This is a genomic window from Phenylobacterium sp. (assembly GCF_004799395.1).
Lineage (GTDB): Bacteria > Pseudomonadota > Alphaproteobacteria > Caulobacterales > Caulobacteraceae > Phenylobacterium.
This window is the reverse complement of record NZ_SSMZ01000083.1, coordinates 1-15,151: the sequence shown is the minus strand read 5'-3', so window position 1 is coordinate 15,151 and position 15,151 is coordinate 1. Positions and strand designations below refer to the sequence as shown.

The 15,151-nt window shown below is 68.0% G+C and carries 19 protein-coding genes and 3 pseudogenes; 11 read left to right on the top strand and 11 right to left on the bottom strand.

The features are described 5' to 3' along the window. The 4 genes from E8A12_RS06050 to folD all read left to right on the top strand — a co-directional run. A partial coding sequence (locus E8A12_RS06050) for a glutathione binding-like protein (RefSeq protein ID WP_293366981.1) occupies positions 1 to 274 on the top strand: 274 nt, incomplete at its 5' end. A 58-nt stretch (positions 275 to 332) separates the two neighbouring features. Beyond that, positions 333 to 1,349: a S1/P1 Nuclease gene (locus E8A12_RS06045; RefSeq protein WP_293366979.1), complete on the top strand. Its 1,017-nt coding sequence runs from the start codon at positions 333 to 335 to the stop codon at positions 1,347 to 1,349. Beyond that, positions 1,349 to 1,819 carry an NUDIX domain-containing protein gene (locus E8A12_RS06040; RefSeq protein WP_293366977.1) on the top strand — a complete coding sequence of 157 codons (471 nt, stop codon included), beginning with the start codon at positions 1,349 to 1,351 and terminating at the stop codon, positions 1,817 to 1,819. The genes E8A12_RS06045 and E8A12_RS06040 overlap by 1 nt, the downstream gene beginning before the upstream one ends. A 35-nt stretch (positions 1,820 to 1,854) precedes the next feature. Further along, complete coding sequence (gene folD, locus E8A12_RS06035; RefSeq protein WP_293366976.1) at positions 1,855 to 2,757, top strand: bifunctional methylenetetrahydrofolate dehydrogenase/methenyltetrahydrofolate cyclohydrolase FolD; 903 nt, start codon at positions 1,855 to 1,857, stop codon at positions 2,755 to 2,757. On the opposite strand, the gene E8A12_RS06030 is transcribed toward folD, so the two are convergent. The 4 genes from E8A12_RS06030 to E8A12_RS06015 are packed head-to-tail and all read right to left on the bottom strand — an operon-like array spanning position 2,754 to position 6,296. Continuing rightward, positions 2,754 to 3,359, bottom strand: coding sequence for an ABC-type transport auxiliary lipoprotein family protein (locus E8A12_RS06030; RefSeq protein WP_293366975.1), 606 nt, complete (start codon positions 3,357 to 3,359; stop codon positions 2,754 to 2,756). The two genes, folD and E8A12_RS06030, sit on opposite strands and share 4 nt — an antisense overlap. Next, the gene (locus E8A12_RS06025; protein ID WP_293366973.1) at positions 3,356 to 4,318 is read right to left on the bottom strand and encodes an MlaD family protein; all 963 of its coding nucleotides are present in this window, start codon (positions 4,316 to 4,318) and stop codon (positions 3,356 to 3,358) included. The genes E8A12_RS06030 and E8A12_RS06025 overlap by 4 nt, the downstream gene beginning before the upstream one ends. Then, complete coding sequence (locus tag E8A12_RS06020; RefSeq protein ID WP_293366971.1) at positions 4,318 to 5,172, bottom strand: ABC transporter ATP-binding protein; 855 nt, start codon at positions 5,170 to 5,172, stop codon at positions 4,318 to 4,320. Before E8A12_RS06020 ends, E8A12_RS06025 begins: the two co-directional genes overlap by 1 nt. Further along, positions 5,169 to 6,296, bottom strand: a complete 1,128-nt coding sequence (locus tag E8A12_RS06015; protein WP_293366970.1) for an ABC transporter permease — start codon at positions 6,294 to 6,296, stop codon at positions 5,169 to 5,171. The genes E8A12_RS06020 and E8A12_RS06015 overlap by 4 nt, the downstream gene beginning before the upstream one ends. Positions 6,297 to 6,454: 158 nt before the next feature. On the opposite strand from E8A12_RS06015, the gene E8A12_RS06010 reads away from it, so the two are divergent. After that, a complete protein-coding gene (locus tag E8A12_RS06010) occupies positions 6,455 to 6,868 on the top strand; it encodes a hypothetical protein (protein WP_293366969.1) in 414 nt (137 codons plus the stop codon). Here E8A12_RS06010 and E8A12_RS06005 read toward each other — a convergent pair. Both E8A12_RS06005 and E8A12_RS06000 read right to left on the bottom strand, forming a co-directional pair. Beyond that, positions 6,865 to 7,332: a hypothetical protein gene (locus E8A12_RS06005; protein ID WP_293366968.1), complete on the bottom strand. Its 468-nt coding sequence runs from the start codon at positions 7,330 to 7,332 to the stop codon at positions 6,865 to 6,867. The two genes, E8A12_RS06010 and E8A12_RS06005, sit on opposite strands and share 4 nt — an antisense overlap. Positions 7,333 to 7,401: 69 nt before the next feature. Further along, on the bottom strand, positions 7,402 to 8,424 hold the full coding sequence (locus tag E8A12_RS06000) for an MBL fold metallo-hydrolase (RefSeq protein ID WP_293366966.1): 1,023 nt from the start codon (positions 8,422 to 8,424) through the stop codon (positions 7,402 to 7,404). Between the two features lie 75 nt (positions 8,425 to 8,499). On the opposite strand from E8A12_RS06000, the gene E8A12_RS05995 reads away from it, so the two are divergent. Beyond that, positions 8,500 to 9,150: a DsbA family protein gene (locus tag E8A12_RS05995; RefSeq protein ID WP_293366964.1), complete on the top strand. Its 651-nt coding sequence runs from the start codon at positions 8,500 to 8,502 to the stop codon at positions 9,148 to 9,150. Positions 9,151 to 9,169: 19 nt separating this feature from the next. Here the strand turns inward: E8A12_RS05995 and E8A12_RS05990 are convergent, their stop codons facing one another. Next, positions 9,170 to 9,352 (bottom strand): hypothetical protein, encoded by a 183-nt coding sequence (locus E8A12_RS05990; protein ID WP_293366963.1) that lies wholly within the window; start codon positions 9,350 to 9,352, stop codon positions 9,170 to 9,172. A 67-nt stretch (positions 9,353 to 9,419) separates the two neighbouring features. Further along, complete coding sequence (locus E8A12_RS05985; RefSeq protein WP_293366961.1) at positions 9,420 to 10,397, bottom strand: S1C family serine protease; 978 nt, start codon at positions 10,395 to 10,397, stop codon at positions 9,420 to 9,422. Between the two features lie 253 nt (positions 10,398 to 10,650). Here E8A12_RS05985 and E8A12_RS05980 point away from each other — a divergent pair, with 253 nt between their 5' ends. After that, positions 10,651 to 11,826, top strand: coding sequence for an MFS transporter (locus E8A12_RS05980; RefSeq protein WP_293366959.1), 1,176 nt, complete (start codon positions 10,651 to 10,653; stop codon positions 11,824 to 11,826). A gap of 300 nt (positions 11,827 to 12,126) precedes the next feature. Beyond that, the gene (locus E8A12_RS05975) at positions 12,127 to 12,729 is read left to right on the top strand and encodes a hypothetical protein (protein ID WP_293366957.1); all 603 of its coding nucleotides are present in this window, start codon (positions 12,127 to 12,129) and stop codon (positions 12,727 to 12,729) included. A gap of 63 nt (positions 12,730 to 12,792) precedes the next feature. On the opposite strand, the gene E8A12_RS05970 is transcribed toward E8A12_RS05975, so the two are convergent. Both E8A12_RS05970 and E8A12_RS05965 read right to left on the bottom strand, forming a co-directional pair. Further along, entirely contained in the window at positions 12,793 to 12,945 is a 153-nt protein-coding gene (locus E8A12_RS05970) for a hypothetical protein (RefSeq protein ID WP_293366956.1), read from the bottom strand. A 14-nt stretch (positions 12,946 to 12,959) separates the two neighbouring features. Then, positions 12,960 to 13,238 (bottom strand): annotated as a pseudogene (locus E8A12_RS05965) (IS5/IS1182 family transposase); the annotation flags it as partial. Between E8A12_RS05965 and E8A12_RS05960 the strand changes: the two are divergent. The 3 genes and pseudogenes from E8A12_RS05960 to E8A12_RS05950 form a co-directional block, all read left to right on the top strand. After that, positions 13,176 to 13,466, top strand: a complete 291-nt coding sequence (locus tag E8A12_RS05960) for a hypothetical protein (RefSeq protein ID WP_293366982.1) — start codon at positions 13,176 to 13,178, stop codon at positions 13,464 to 13,466. The pseudogene E8A12_RS05965 and the gene E8A12_RS05960 overlap by 63 nt on opposite strands. Positions 13,467 to 13,736: 270 nt before the next feature. Continuing rightward, positions 13,737 to 14,495, top strand: a complete 759-nt coding sequence (locus E8A12_RS05955) for a PEPxxWA-CTERM sorting domain-containing protein (protein WP_293366954.1) — start codon at positions 13,737 to 13,739, stop codon at positions 14,493 to 14,495. A 188-nt stretch (positions 14,496 to 14,683) separates the two neighbouring features. Then, positions 14,684 to 14,968: pseudogene (locus E8A12_RS05950) on the top strand (transposase); the annotation flags it as partial. A gap of 1 nt (position 14,969) precedes the next feature. On the opposite strand, the pseudogene E8A12_RS05945 reads toward E8A12_RS05950, so the two are convergent. After that, positions 14,970 to 15,151: pseudogene (locus E8A12_RS05945) on the bottom strand (IS110 family transposase); the annotation flags it as partial.

Sequence of the window (15,151 nt, the reverse complement as noted above, 5' to 3'; positions counted from 1 at the left end):
CTATATCGCCGTGGCCCGCTTCCAGGTGCGTTTCCTGGGCAAGCCTCTCGCCGATCTGGAGCCGCGCCTGATCGAACGCGGCTGGGGCGCCCTGCAGCGTCTGGAGGACGGGCTGGCGGCCACGCCGTTCCTGGCCGGGCAGGCGGTCAGCCTCGCCGACGTGGCTCTGGTCGCCTACACGCGCGAAGCCGGCGATGGCGGTTTCCACCTGACGGGCTATCCCCGCGTCCAGGTTTGGGTCACCCGCGTGGAGGCGGCGCTGAAGATCGCCTGATCGCCCCTTGCCTTTCGGCCCCCTTGCCTTTGGGAGGGTGAGCCGACAAACCGGAGGCATGCAACGCCTCGCCCCCTTCGCCGTCGCCGCCGCGCTCGCGACCCTGCTCCCCAACTCGGTCCTGGCCTGGGGCTCGACGGGGCACCGCTACATCGGCGAGGTGGCGATGCGCGCCTTACCGGCCGAGGTCCCGGCCTTCCTGCACACGCCCCAGGCCGCCCTCGACGTCGGCGAATATTCCCGCGAGCCGGACCGCTCCAAGGGCGCGGGCCGCACCCACGACAGCGACCGCGACCCGGGCCATTTTGTGGATCTCAGCGACGACGGCACGGTGCTGGGCGGCCCGACCCTGGCGACGCTGCCGACCACGCGGGCAGATTTCGACGCGGCGGTGCGCAAGGCCGGCGCGGACAGCTGGAAGTCCGGCTATCTGCCCTATTCGATCATCGACCGCTGGGAGCAGTTGGCCAGGTCCATGGCATACTGGCGCATCCTCACCGCCGCCGAGGCCAATCCGGCCTGGAGCGCGCACAAGGCCTTCTTCAGCGCCGACCGCCGCCGCCGCGAGGCCCAGATTCTGGTGACGATCGGCGAGCTGTCGCACTTCGTGGGCGACGGCAGCCAGCCGCTCCACGTTACCGTCCACTTCAACGGCTGGGGCGATTTCCCGAACCCCGACGGCTACACCACCGCCAAGATCCACGCGCCCTTCGAGAGCGATCTGGTGCAGGCCAGCGTCGCCGAAGCAGCCGTGACGGCGAAGATGCTGCCACCCACCGACTGCCGGTGCGCCCTCCAAAAGCAGGTGGCCGACTATCTCATCGCCACGGGCGCCCAGGTCGTCCCGCTCTATCAGCTGGAAAAGGCCGGCGGCCTTGCGCCCGGCGACCCGCGCGGCGTGGCCTTTGCGGCGCAGAGGATCGCCGTGGGCGCCTCGGAGCTGCGCGACCTCATCGTCGAAGCCTGGCATGTCAGCGCCACCCAGACCCTGGGGTACAAGCCCAATGGCGTGTCCGTCGCTGACGTCGTGGCGGGCAAGCTCGACCCCTATCCGATGCTCTACGGCATCGACTGATGAACGTCCCGCAGTTTGGTCAGACAGAGCCCGGACGGGCCTATCCGGACCGACCGGCGGCCTTCGTCATCGTTGAGCACGAGGGGAGGATCGCCGTCGCGCGGGTGACCTTCGCGGACGGCGGCGGACGGCTCGACCTGCCGGGCGGCGGCATCGACCCCGGCGAGACCGCCGAGCAGGCCGCCATGCGCGAGTGCGGCGAAGAGGTCGGCCTGCGCGTGGTCCTGGAGGGCGAGGTGGCCCGCGCCGATCACTATTTTACCAACGAGGACGACAGCCGGGTGAACACCCGCGGGACCTTCTTTGCCGCGCGCCTCGTGGCTGTCGCGCCGGAGCTGAAGATCGAGGACGACCACGCTCTGGAGTGGATGACGCCGCAAGACGCCTTGCTGCGCCTCGACCGCGAATCCCACGTCTGGGCGGTGGCCGCCTGGCTGCGCCGCGGGCGGGATTTGCGCGCGCCGGCCTGAGCGGCTAGTCGAGGCGCCAATTCCAGGAGCCACCGATGCCCGAGTCTCCCGCCAAGCTGATCGACGGCAAGGTCTACGCCGAGCGCCTGCGCGCCGAGGTGACGGCCCAGGTGGCGGAGCTGAAGGCCAGCCAGGGCCTGCAGCCGGGTCTGGCGGTGGTGCTGGTGGGCGACGATCCGGCGAGCCAGATCTATGTGCGCTCCAAGGGAGAGCACTCCCTGGCCGCCGGCATGCACTCGGTGACCCACCGCCTGCCGCAGGACACGTCCCAGGAACAGCTCCTGGCCCTGGTCGCCGAGCTGAATTCCGATCCGCTGATCCATGGCATCCTGGTGCAGCTTCCCTTGCCCAAGCACCTGGACGAGCGGGCGGTGCTGGCGATCCTAAACCCGGAGAAGGATGTCGACGGCCTGACCATGATCAGCGCGGGCCGTCTCGCCAGCGGCCTGCCGGGACTCTATCCCTGCACGCCGATGGGCTGTCTGATCCTGTTGCGCGAGACGCTCGGCGACCTCAGCGGCAAGCGCGCCGTCGTTGTCGGCCGCTCGATGCTCGTCGGACGGCCCGTGGCCCAACTGCTGCTTCAGGCCGACTGCACCGTCACCATCGCCCATTCGCGCACCGCCGACCTGCCGGCGGTCTGCCGTGAGGCCGACATCCTGGTGGCCGCCGTCGGCCGCCCGCGGATGATCAAGGCTGACTGGATCAAGCCAGGTGCGGCGGTGATCGACGTCGGCATCAACCGCGTGCCGTTCGACGACCCGGAAAAGGCCGCCGCGGGCCGCACCAAGGTGGTCGGCGACGTGGATTTCAAGTCCGCCAGCCAGGTCGCCGGCTGGATCACCCCGGTGCCCGGCGGCGTCGGCCTGATGACCGTCGCCGTCCTGCTGCAGAACACGGTGACGGCGGCGAAGCGACAGGCGGGGTTGGACGTCTAGGTCGCCTTGGTCTCGGTCCAGCCGACCAGCTTGCCGACCACGTCCTTGGTCGCCTTGTCGAAGGCCGCGACAATGGCGCTGACGCGATCGTCGCCGGCAGGGACGCGAGCCTCAAAGTCCTGTTCGCCGACATTGGACTGGTCGGCCTTGGTCAGCGCGGCGTGGATGTGCACCACGATGGTCGGCGCCTCCTTCGGCCCGGCGTCGTAGCGCGCCTCGAAGCTGCGCACGTCGATGCGCAGCGCATAGGCGGCGTGCCCTTGCTGGCCGCGGTCGATCAGCCGCACGGGGCTGGCGTCGAAGGCGTTGGCGACGGCCTGGTCGAACAACACGGAGGCCGGCGCCACCCAGCGGCTTTCGGCGATATAGGCCGCGTGGCCGCCGTTGATGGTCAGGAGCCGATCGTCCGCCGCCTGTTCCTCGAAGTCGCCGTTGGTGCGGAAGACGGCGACGCTTCCCGCGGTCGACCCCGCCGAGACGGCCGGCAGGGGTCCGAAGCGGTACATCTGCGAGACCTTGCTCTTCGGCAGCAGCGAGAAGCAGCCCGCGAGGGCGACGGCGCAGGTCCCTACGGTCGCCAGGGTGAGGATGCGGCGGATCATGGCTTCACCTTCACTTCTTCGGCCGGTCCCTTGCCCAGGGCGCCCGACGGACTGCGTTGGATTTCGTTGACCAGCCGCTGCAGCGACTCGGCGGCCTTCTGCAGTTCGACGATGGCGCTGGTGATCTGCGGCAAGCCGTTGTTGGCGAAGTCGGCGGTGGGGCCCTGCAGCTTGTCGACCATGCCGCGAAGGTCATGGGCGGTCTGCTTGGCCTCTTCGGCGGCGTCGGCGATGTTCTTCAGGCTGCGCTTGGCGTCGCCGTCGACCAGGCCCTGGGTCGAGACCAGGATCCCGTCGGCGTGCTGGGTCGCCGTATCCAGGTCCTGGATCAGCTTCTGGGCGTCGGCGATGATCTCCTTGCGCTCACGGAGCTCGGAGGTCACCGCCTGGGCGTCGGAGAGGGTCGCGCCGAAGGTCTTGATGTTCTGGTCGGAGAGCACGCGGTTCACCCGGTCCAGCGCCTCGATGGTTCGGGTCAGCACCGTGCCTCCGCCTTCCAGGAGATCGGAGAGCGCGCTCCGCTGGCTCTTGAGGATCGGGATACAGGCGCTGAGGCCATTGCTCTGGCACTTCTCGCGCTCGACGGTCTTCAGCAGCGGCTTGGACGGCGTGCCGGCGGTGATCTGCACGTAGTTGACGCCGGTGATGCCCTGCGGCTCCAGGGTGGCGTAGCTGTCGATACGGATCGGCACGTCGGAGGTCACCCGCGCGCGGGCGATCACCCGGCTGGGATTGGTGCGGTCGAGCGCGATCTTGGTGACCTCGCCCACCTTGATGCCGTTGAAGTGGACCTCACCGCCCTGGTTCAGGCCGCGGACCGGTCCGTCGAAGACAACGTCGTAGAGATCGTACTCCTGGGAGAAGGAGATCCGCGCCAGCCATACGACGAAGATCACCAACCCCACGAAGAGGATCAGCGAGGACAGGCCCACCAGGGCGTAGTTGGCGTTCTTTTCCATCAGGCTTCCGTCTTCACCTTAGCCGCGGCTCGGCCGCGGGGTCCCAGGAAATACTCTTGGATCCAGGGATGCTTGTTGTGCTCGAGCTGCCGCACCGGAGCGATGGCGACCACCTTCTTGTCGGCGATCACAGCCACCCGGTCGGTGATCTCATAGAGGGTGTCGAGGTCGTGGGTGATCATGAACACCGTCAGCTCCAGGCTGTCGGAAAGGTCCTTGATCAGCTCGTCGAAGGCCGCGGCGCTGATCGGGTCGAGGCCGGAGGTGGGCTCGTCGAGGAACAGCAGTTCGGGATCGAGCGCCAGAGCCCTCGCCAGACCGGCGCGCTTGCGCATGCCGCCTGAAAGCTCCGCGGGCTTCAGGTCGCCCGCGTTGGGCGGCAGGCCGACCAGGGCGATCTTCAGATCACTCAGGTCGTAGATCTCCTTGCGCGGCATGCTGGTGTGCTCGAACATCGGCGCGGCGACATTCTCGCGGACGGTCAGGTTCGAGAACAGTGCGCCCTGCTGGAACAGTATGCCCCAGCGGCGCTCGATCGCCGTCCAGCGCCGGCGCGAGGCGTGCTCGATGTCCTGGCCGAACACCCGCACGGTCCCGGCCTGGGGCGTGCGAAGACCGATGATGGTGTTCAGCAGCACCGACTTGCCGGCCCCCGAACCGCCGACCACGCCCAGCACCTCGCCGCGCTCGGCGACGATGTCGAGCCCGTCGTGCACCACGTGGTCGCCGAAGGCGGAGACCAATCCATGCACCTCCAGCGCCGGACCTTCGGTGTCGAGCAGTTCGTCGTCGGACAGATCGGCCTCGTCGACCTCCTCCGGCGGCATATGGGGCGGGGGCGCAGCGTCGCTCATATGTTGAGTTTCATGAACAGGAGGGCGAAGGCGGCGTCGATCATGATGATCGCGAAGATGGCGTGGACCACGGCCGCCGTCACCCTGCGGCCCAGGCTTTCGACGTCGCCGCCGACCTCCAGACCCTGACGGCAGCCGATGCCGGCGATCACCGCGGCCATCACCGGCGCCTTGGACATGCCGACGCAGAAGTGGACGGCGCCGACGTCGTCGACGATTCGCTGGAGGAAGAAGGCGGGGCCCAGGTCCAGCGCGATCCAGACCACCATCATGCCGCCGAACAGCCCGGATAGCGTGGCCACGAAGGTCAAGAGCGGGATGGTCGCCAGCAGGGCTATGAACCGCGGCAGGACCAGGGCCTCGAACGGGTCGACCCCCATCACCTGCATGGCGTCGATCTCCTGGTTCATCTTCATCGAGCCGAGCTCGGCGGCGAAGCTGGAAGCCGAGCGGCCGGCCAGCAGCACCGCGGTGATGATGATGTTGAACTCGCGCAGCACCGCGACCCCGATCAGCTCGACGGCGAACACCTCGGCGCCGAACTGGCGCAGCATATTGGCGCCCAGAAGGCCGACCACGGCGCCGATGAAGAACGATGTGACCGCGACGATCGGGATGGCGTCCAGGCCCGCGCGCTCGGCCAGGGAGAAGATCGCCGCCCAGCGGATTCGCTTGGGGTTGGTGAACAGGTAGACGAAGGCGCGCGCCACCACCACGAGCAGGTGGCCGAGGAAGGCCAGCGTGTCGATCCACTCGTAGCCGACGTGCATGACCCCCTTGCCGATGCGCACGGTCATCTCGTGGAACCCACGGGGGGCGGCGGGGGGCTCCCGCTCGACGCGCACGGCCGCGCCGACCAGTTCCAGCAGCCGACCGCTCTCCGGCCGGGCCTGCACGGTCTTCAGGTCGAAGTCGCGGCCCACCGCGCGGATCAGGGCGTAGGCGCCGGCCGTGTCGAGCCGGCGCACCTTGCGAATGTCGACGGCGAGCGCCTGGTCGGCCCCGATGGCCTGGGCCAGGCGCGTGGGCGCGTCGCCAAGGTTGTTGGCCGTCCAGTCGCCGGTGAGGGTGACCGTCGGGCGTTCGCCGCCGCGCTTGAGACTGAATTCGGCCGAGGTTTCCACAGGCTCGCGGGACTCCGATGTCAGGGCGACGACTTTCGAGTCGCGCTCCCTGAGGAGATATGACCCTAACAGAGGCGGCGCATCGCCCGAACGCCTTACGGCGCCGGTTGTTCCGCCAACGGGCCTATTGCGGCCGTCCTGAACTGGAGAAGGCCCCCATGGTCAAGCTGAGCCCCTTTTTGGCCAAGGCCGAGGACAACAGTGGAGCGCGGTTGCTCGGCCGGGCCGAAGACCGCGTTGTCCAGGGGTGGAGAGTAGCGTTGAGTCGCCAGTTCGAACTCGCCGGCAAGTCCGGCGCCCGTTACCGCTATGTCGCGTTTGAGGAAGATCGTTTTCTGCCTCCGGCCGGGGCCAATTTCGTGATCGCCAAGCTGACCAAGGACGGCCCGACCGTGGTCTATGCCGGCGAGACCGACAACCTGGCCAACCAGACCTGGCGCACGGCGCTGGAGAAGGCCCGCGCGGCCTACGGCGACGCCGCGATCCTGACCCGCCTGAACGTCACCCGCGCCGTGCGCGAGGCCGAGCGCAGCGACCTGATCGAGCAGCACCAGCCGCCGATGAACGGCTAGGCGCGGAGGTCGACCTCGGCGCCGACCTGCAGCGACGCCTCGACCACGGTGTCCTGCTCGACGGTCACCTGCAGACTGGATGCCGAGGCGCCGGTAGCGCCGTCCTTGGATTTTGCGTCGCTGGAGGCCTGCGCCTTGGGCGCGGGGCGGCCTTCGTACTGCGCCTTGATCGCGGCGAGCCAGGCGCGTTCGGCGTCGTCGACGCTCTTCAGCGTCGAGAGGGCGCGCGCGGTGTTGGGATCGACGCCGCCGTCCTGGGCGTCCGATCCTGCGCCCGCCGCAGAGATCGTGACGCGGGTCTCCTGGTAGATGGAGAGCGTCAGGGTAGCCTCGGCGCTCAGGCTCACTTGGACAGCGGGGCTGGCCGCCGGCGCGTCGTCATTGGCCGCCGCCGACGCCGGCGACGTAGGAGCGATGGGCGCCAGCGCCGTGGATGGCGAGCTGGCGAGAAATGAGACCGACATTCTTCAGTCCTCTTAAAGCCTCGCCATTCTGATCCTGGAAACCATAAGCCGAGGTTACCGCCGGCGTCCTTAGAACTGGCCGAACTTGATGTCCGGGCTGCCCGCGGGGAGCTCGATGGTCATGCCGTCGCGCGAGATCCGCCAGTCCAGCGGCCCGCCGGCGTCCATGCCCCTGGTGAAGGCCTCCGGTGTGAACATCGGCAGGCCGGCCTGGGTGATGTGGTAGAGCACCAGCCGCTTGACGCCGGCCATCCGGGCGATGTCCGCCGCCTCCACCGGGGTGGTATGATAGGTGAGGGTGTCGGCCATGATCGAACTCATCCGCCCATTGCCCATCATCTGCAGGCCCTGAACCATCTGCCTGGTCATGTCGGCGTTCTGCGCCTCGTGGATCAGTACGTCGGCGCCCTTGGCGGCGGCGGCCAGGGGCGGCCACTTGATGGTGTCGCCACTGACCACGACCGAGCGGCCCTTGTAGTCGAAGCGGTAGCCGTAGGCGGGCGTCGCCGGATTGTGGTGCACCACGATCGCGGTGACCTTCAGGCCGTCCTGGTTCCAGACGACGGCCGTGCCGCTGGCCGGGACCGGAACCACCTGGGCCTTCAAGAGGCCCGCGGCGATCGGCAGCTTCACGGCGTCATGCTCGTGGTGGGCGTTGCGGAAGCCGTGGTCGGGCCCGTAGACTTCGTTGAAGCCGTCGGCGACCTTGTCCGTCCCCGGCGGTCCCACCAGGATCAGCGGGGCTGGCCGGCCGGCCACCCAGCTCTGCATATTGAACTCGCCCACCTCGCCGATGTGGTCGGAATGCAGGTGGGTCAGGAACACCGCGCGCGCCGCCGCCATGGGCATACGCCAAGCCTGCATGTTCTTCGTCGACTCCGGCCCGACATCGACCATGTACATGGCCGGCCCCGCCTGGATCGCCACGCAGGTCTTGGCGCGGTCCTTGACCGGCAGGGGCCCGGAGGTGCCGCAGAAGGTGACCTTCAGGCCGTCGTAGGTCGCTGGCGCCAGAGGGGCCTGCGCCGCCGCAGGAACCGTCCAAAACGCCAGGATCGCAGCCGCCGCTGCGCCGATCGTCCGCCAATCCATGTCGTCCCCCACTTGCTGTCCGCAAACTTATGGCACACCATGTGTCACAATAATATGGATTGCCGGGATCGGGATATGACCCTCAGCTACGACCTCTACTGGTCCTTCCGCTCGCCCTATTCCTATCTGGTGACGCCGAGGCTCTTGGCTCTGGAGCGGGCCTACGACGTCACCTGCACTGTGCGGCCGGTCTATCCGCTGGCGGTCCGCACGCCGGAGTTCTTCGAGCAGCAGGACCCGCTCTGGGTCCGCTACTTCATGGTCGACGTGTTCCGCGAGGCGGCGTTCCTCGGACTGCCGTTCCGCTGGCCCCGGCCCGATCCCGTCCAGCAGTCGCCGCAGGAGGGCTACCGGATGAAGCAGCCCTACATCCACCGCCTCACGCACCTGGGCGTCGCGGCGGTCCAGCGGGGCAGGGGCCTGGCCTTCCTCAACGAGGCCAGCCGGGTGATCTGGGGCGGCGGGACCGACAACTGGCACGAGGGCGATCACCTGGCCCGCGCCGCCGAGGGGGCCGGCCTCGATTTCGCCGAGATGGCCGCCGCCGTCGACGCCGATCCGGCGACCTTTGCGGCGGTGGTGGAGGAGAACCAGATCGCCCAGCGCGCCGCCGGCCACTGGGGCGTGCCGATGATGACCTTCGGCGGCGAGCCCTTCTTCGGTCAGGACCGCTTCGATCAGCTCAAGTGGCGGATGGAGCAGCAGGGGCTCAAGCGGCGGGCCTAAGTCCGGCGACGAGGTCTGGTCAGCTCCGGTTCGCCAACGCCGCCTCGATCTCCCCCAGTTCGCTCTCCAGGGCGGCGATCACGCTGCGGCTGTCTGCGCCGCCGCCGATGCTGGAAGGCGAACGCAGGATTTCCAGCTCCCGCCGGATCCGGTCCCGCGCATCCATCAGCTGCTCGCGCAGCGGTTCATCATTGTCAGACATTCCCGGACCTTAAGGCCTGGGCCGGCGAGGCCAAGGCGCAAATGCTCGCAGGCCCGCCCGCCAAGCCTCAGTTGAGGCGCCGCTTCTTCATCATCGCCATGCGGTCCGCCGATCGGACCTCCAGGTCGAACACGTCGCCTTCCCGCTGCACCTTCAGGGGGATGGTCGCGCCCGCTGGGCCGCAGGCCCACACACGGCCGTAGAGGTCCGCAAGGTCGGCGACGGGGACGCCGTCCACCGCCAGGATGGCGTCCCCGGCCCGAAGCTCGGCGCGCGCCGCCGGCCCGCCCGGGCTGACGCCGGAGATCAGCACATGGCGCTCCGCGTCCTGCGCGAAGAGCCCGAGCCAGGGCCGCGGCGGATGCGCCGGCCGGCCACTGGCCAGGTCGTCGAGGATGGGCGGCAGCAGTTCCGAAGGGACGAACAGATTGTTCGATGCGATCGCGCCGTCGGCGGTGCGGTGCTGCATGGTCAGCGAGCCCACGCCCATCAGTTCGCCGGCCGCGCCGATCAGCGCCGCCCCGCTCCAATGGGGGTGCGGCGGCTCGGTGATGATGGCGTCCTCGAGCAGGTATTCCCAATAGCCGGCGAAGCGCTGGCGGGTGAGGACGTGGCCTGCCGCGGCGTGGGCGCGGCCGCCGCCGCCGGCCAGGATGACCGAACTGCCGGCCTTCAGCCGACGGGAATCGCCAAGCGGCAGGCCAGGCAGCCGAAGAGGTTCCAGCGCCTGCAGCACGCCGAAGCCGGTCACCGGGTCGGAACCCAGGACGTGGGCGGGAATCTCGCGCCCGTCATTTGTGGTCAAGGTGACCCTGTCGGCCTCCATCAAGAGGTAGCCGATGGTTAGCACGAGGCCCTCGGTTCCAAGCACGATGCCGTTGCCCAGCCGATCCGTGCCCAGCGAAGCGGCGGTGAATGCGTCGGCGGGAACGCGGGCTTCCAGCACGACCACGGCGTCGAGCGCGGCGTCGAGGTCGAAGTCATAACGCGCGGCCCGGGGACGCAGCTGCGGTTCGACTTCATAGCCGTCGAAGGGGGACGTCACGCGTGGAACTCCTGTGAACGGATTCAATCTGGCGCCTCATCGCCGAAGCGCAAGGCCGGTGAAATGGCGTCAGCTGTGACCGCCTTCATCGCTTTGGGCGTCTTGGACGTGTGGCGCTTTCGAAACGCCGGCCGGCTCACCACATCCTAGCCGCTTCCAGGAGACGGCAGTCGAGCTGTTTGGCTAAGGGCGGCGTGAAACCCACGAACGCCCCGAACGCAGGCGGGCTCTCCTTACCCGGAGATCAAGGATCATGAAGCCGAACCTTCCCATCCTCGCGCTCGCGCTCGGCGCGTTCGGCATCGGCGTGACCGAGTTCGCCCCCATGGGTATGCTGCCGATCATCGCGGGCGACCTTGGCGTCTCCATCCCGATCGCCGGCCTGCTGATCAGCGCCTATGCGCTGGGCGTCGTGCTGGGCGCGCCGCTGATGACCTTGACCACAGGTCGGGCGCCGCGCCGGACGCTGCTGATCGGCCTGATGGCCATCTTCACCCTCGGCAACCTCATGGCGGCCATCTCGACCAGCTATGGCATGCTGTTGGCCGCCCGGTTGATCACTTCGCTGAACCATGGCGCCTTCTTCGGCGTCGGCGCGATCGTCGCGGCCGGCCTCGTGCAAGAAAGCCGGCGCGCGAGCGCGGTAGCGGCGATGTTCATGGGCCTGACCATCGCGAATGTCTTCGGTGTGCCACTGGCGACCTGGGCGGGCAGCCAGATCGGTTGGCGGGCGTCGTTCTGGGGCATCGCGGCGCTTGGCGCCCTGACGATGGCGGCGCTGCGCCTGACATTGCCGAAGGTGGCCCCGCCGGCGAGCGGCAATGCCATAGCCGAGCTCAAGGTCCTCGGTCGCGGGCCCGTCCTCGCGGCCTTGGCGCTGACGGTGATCGGCGCGAGCGCCATGTTCACGGTCTTCACCTACATCACGCCCATCCTGCAGCAGGAGACGCACGCCTCGATCGGTTTCGTCACGGCCATGCTGATGACCTATGGCGCTGGGCTGACCGTCGGCAACTGGCTCGGCGGCAAGTTCGCCGACCGCTCGGTGGACCGCACCCTGATTGTCACCCTGGCGTCGTTGACCGTCCTGCTGGTCGTCTTCGCCTTCGCCATGTCGCACGCGGGCGTCAGCGCGGTGCTGATCTTCCTATGGGGCGTGGCCAGCTTCGCCCTGGTCCCGCCGCTGCAGATGCGGGTCATGGCGGCCGCCTCGGACGCCCCGAACCTGGCGTCGGCGGTGAACATTGGGGCGTTCAACCTCGGCAACGCCCTGGGTGCGGCGCTGGGAGGCGCCGTCATCAGCGCGGGCCTGGGCTTCCCGGCCGTTCCGCTGGCGGGCGCGGCCACGTCGGCCGCGGGTCTGGCTTTCTTGATCTTGCTGCTGCGGCTGCACGGGACACAAGGCAAGCCAGCCCCGCGTCCGATTTGAGTCGGGAGCGCAGGCCTTCGCTTTTCGTGGAGAAGGCGATGGTGGATGCGACAGGGATTGAACCTGTGACCCCCTCGGTGTGAATCGACCGGGCATTTGCCGACGACGACGCCACCAGGTTCGCGAATCGGTTGTCCGTCGTAGGCTTCCATGCACTGCCTTTGGGAGGCTCACCTGGGACATACCGCTCCGGCGCGGGCGTCCGACTTCGACGCCACAGATCCGGTTCTGACCCGTCAGGTCGCACTGGCGCGGTACCGTCGGCTGCGGGCGATCAGTCGAGCGCACAACTCTGCGGCGATGGAGCGCCTGCCGCGCGATGCCGTGCTGCGGCAGGCTCGAAGGCTCGGGCTGGCCCACGGGCGAGCCCTCGTCCTCGACGATATGGACGAGCTGTTCTACGCGTGCGACTTGGCGATCTACACGGCGGCGCCAGACCACCTCAGCGGCATCGAGCGCTATGGCCGAGCCGCCAGGGCAGCGCCGGAATCGGATGAGGCTCAAGTGCTCGCGGCCATGCGCCGGGCTCGCTTCACCTTCTTGCAAATCGAGCGTCGCCACCCGGTTGCGGGCTTGATCGCAAGGGAGGCGACGCAAGGTGACGAGGTCTGGCTGATGGACGAAGGCCTCGAGGCTTCGGCCTGGTCGAATTCGGTCATCGCTACGCGCATCTACGCGCCCGACGAGTTCTACATGACTGCCGGCATCATTGTTCCGCTGGAGCCGGAGATCCTCGCGGGAGCGGTCGTACTCGTTCCGTTCCTCGACCGCAAGCCGCTGGCCGAGGCTCTGCAAGACCGTCGCTTCGCCGAAGCGCTCTATCGGGTAGCTCTCGCCAACGGGATATCGGATCGCACATGCTATCTTGAGACGCCGGACGACGCCTCGCGCCTAACAGCCTGAGTTGACAGCTTTCTCGCGAGCGGACCGTGCGCGGCGTTATCGCCCGTGCGTCGGGAGAGCGGCCTAGCCCTGGAGCGGACCGAGAGACGACTTGAAGGCGTCGATCTGCGGCGCGAGCCCTTCGCCCCGGAACCAAGCCGCAGCGGAATAGGTGTGCAGGATCAGCATGCCGCCGAGCGTCAGCGACGGACCCTCACGGGCGTAGGTCGCGATCACCTCGATCAGGCGAGTAGCCCGCTGGCGTCCTTCGCCTTGCTGCTAATCGAGGTGAGCTGGTTGCGGTCGGTCGGCGTCATCACGATGTCGTGGGCGACGATCAGATGGTGCTCGGCGTCGACGGCGCTCTACAGGTTGTAACCGACGATCCCGCTGCCACGGCCGCTGCTCGCCGTGGCGCGAGCGTCCGGATCGGTTAGTGAGACTTGGCCATCAGGCGAGGCGGCCACTTGAGTTTCCATCGCCCGCAGCATCTGCATCTGACCCTGGAAGCGCCTGGAGCGGTCATGAAGTATTGCAGCGGAGAGCCCGTCAGGGTTTGCGACCGGGTGGCCCTTGGCGGTCGCCCCGGCATCGTGGTGTGTTCCATCGACGATGGGGTCTACACCCCGGATCACCCGGCAACGCAGTGGGCGTACCTCGAAGCCAGGGTAATGATCGATTTCCCCGACTTCGGCCTAATCCACTATACCGAACCCGAGCCTGATCTACGGCTGACGGCGCGCGAGCACCAGCCGTAGCGCTCCCGTTTTTACACAGCCTCGACCCATAGCGGACCTGAGCTGTCCCACGGCCGCATCGTCGCCGAAGGGGCGGGCGAAGTCTGGAAAATCCGGCCGACGAGCGCGACTGGCCGGCGCCAGGGCCCGCACCCGCCGCGAGCTTTTCAATGCTCAGGCGAGAAGTTCTCATCCTCGGTGCGATCGCTTGTGCCGTGACCTACAGCGCCCCAATGACTTGGTCCCGTCATCCGCCGACCTCTTCGCGCGGTCTGACCGAAGGAGGACCACATGATCCGCGAGACCCCGCGTCAAACCCGGCGCCTGCGCGCGGCAGCCTTTGCCGCCGCGACCCTTGTGGCGACCGCGCTCGGCGCAGGCGCCGCCCAGGCCACCCAGGTGTTCAGCGACAACTTCAACAGCGAGAACGGCGGCGTCGCCGCGAACCCCTACACCAACTTCGCCAACTGGACCGTCTCCGCCGGCGTCTTCACCGTCGTCGAGGGCGCGCGTTGCGACGGCGGCTCGGGCGGCTGCATCGGTCTCGACGGGCGCGGCGGCGGCCCCGTCGCCAACGAGTTCAATACGACAAGCAGCTTCAGCTACGGCGCCGGCGCAGTCGTCACCCTCAGCTACGCCATCGCCGGCAGCCACGCCGACTGCGACAGTTGCGCCAACGACGACGAATACGAAGCCGGCTTCCTGTTCGGAAACATCCCGACGACGGTCAACAATGTAACTGTCGATGGCCAGAACGACGGGTCTTTCAACGAAACCACGGGCATCGACCTGTTCGGAACCGGCTCCCCGATCCCGCGCACCGATCCATGGACAAACCACACTATCAGCTTCACCGCCACGGACGCCGGGTCGGTCCAGATCGACCTGCGCAGCTATAGCGTCGATGGCATCGGCCCTCTGCTCGACAATGTGAGCCTCGACGTGACCGGCGGCGGCGTCCCCGAACCCGCCAGCTGGGCCTTGATGATCCTCGGCTTCGCCGCGGCCGGCGCGGCGCTGCGACAGCGCCGATCGGCGGTCGCAGCCTAGACAATATTGACTGAGCTCGACGCGCCGCCGGCCTTCGGATCGGCGGCGTTGTCATGTCCGCTTTCCACCCGCTGCTGACGGCCAAAAAGGTCCGCATCCGGACCTAAGGCAGATGACCGCTTTCGACCGAGCCTGTGTGAAAACACCGAAGCAGCTTAGAATCCTGACCATCAGCTTCGGAGGCCGGGATGAAACGGTTTGTCGAGGGGGAGGACCGGCGTCAGGGCACGCTGCTCCCGGAATATCTTGAGGACTACGTCTCCGAGGAGAACCCGGTCCGGGTGATCGACGTGTTCGTCGACGAGCTGGATCTGAAGGCGCTGGGCTTTGACGGCGTCGTGCCGGAGGTGACCGGCCGGCCGAGCTACCATCCGGGCCTGCTGTTGAAGATCTACGTCTACGGCTACATCAACCAGATCGCCTCGACCCGGAAGCTGGAGCGCGAGGCGCAACGCAACGTCGAGATGATGTGGCCGCGCCTTGCGCCTCGGCGCTCTTCGGCGGGACGAAGCGCATGGTCGGCCGCTGCGCCGCCTCGCAGATCGCCTCGGCATCGGCCATGTCGTTCTTCTGCCGCTTCACGTAGGGCTTCACATAGGCCGGCGGGATCAGCTTGGTCTCATGGCCCAGCGCGCCGATCTCGCGGGCCCAGTAGT

Bases quoted from the DNA above. Each gene is read 5' to 3' on its own strand.
- E8A12_RS06045 (WP_293366979.1), top strand. From the start codon at position 333: ATGCAACGCCTCGCCCCCTTCGCCGTCGCCGCCGCGCTCGCGACCCTG.
- E8A12_RS06040 (WP_293366977.1), top strand. From the start codon at position 1,349: ATGAACGTCCCGCAGTTTGGTCAGACAGAGCCCGGACGGGCCTATCCG.
- folD (WP_293366976.1), top strand. From the start codon at position 1,855: ATGCCCGAGTCTCCCGCCAAGCTGATCGACGGCAAGGTCTACGCCGAG.
- E8A12_RS06030 (WP_293366975.1), bottom strand. From the start codon at position 3,359: ATGATCCGCCGCATCCTCACCCTGGCGACCGTAGGGACCTGCGCCGTC.
- E8A12_RS06025 (WP_293366973.1), bottom strand. From the start codon at position 4,318: ATGGAAAAGAACGCCAACTACGCCCTGGTGGGCCTGTCCTCGCTGATC.
- E8A12_RS06020 (WP_293366971.1), bottom strand. From the start codon at position 5,172: ATGAGCGACGCTGCGCCCCCGCCCCATATGCCGCCGGAGGAGGTCGAC.
- E8A12_RS06010 (WP_293366969.1), top strand. From the start codon at position 6,455: ATGGTCAAGCTGAGCCCCTTTTTGGCCAAGGCCGAGGACAACAGTGGA.
- E8A12_RS06005 (WP_293366968.1), bottom strand. From the start codon at position 7,332: ATGTCGGTCTCATTTCTCGCCAGCTCGCCATCCACGGCGCTGGCGCCC.
- E8A12_RS06000 (WP_293366966.1), bottom strand. From the start codon at position 8,424: ATGGATTGGCGGACGATCGGCGCAGCGGCGGCTGCGATCCTGGCGTTT.
- E8A12_RS05995 (WP_293366964.1), top strand. From the start codon at position 8,500: ATGACCCTCAGCTACGACCTCTACTGGTCCTTCCGCTCGCCCTATTCC.
- E8A12_RS05990 (WP_293366963.1), bottom strand. From the start codon at position 9,352: ATGTCTGACAATGATGAACCGCTGCGCGAGCAGCTGATGGATGCGCGG.
- E8A12_RS05980 (WP_293366959.1), top strand. From the start codon at position 10,651: ATGAAGCCGAACCTTCCCATCCTCGCGCTCGCGCTCGGCGCGTTCGGC.
- E8A12_RS05975 (WP_293366957.1), top strand. From the start codon at position 12,127: ATGGAGCGCCTGCCGCGCGATGCCGTGCTGCGGCAGGCTCGAAGGCTC.
- E8A12_RS05955 (WP_293366954.1), top strand. From the start codon at position 13,737: ATGATCCGCGAGACCCCGCGTCAAACCCGGCGCCTGCGCGCGGCAGCC.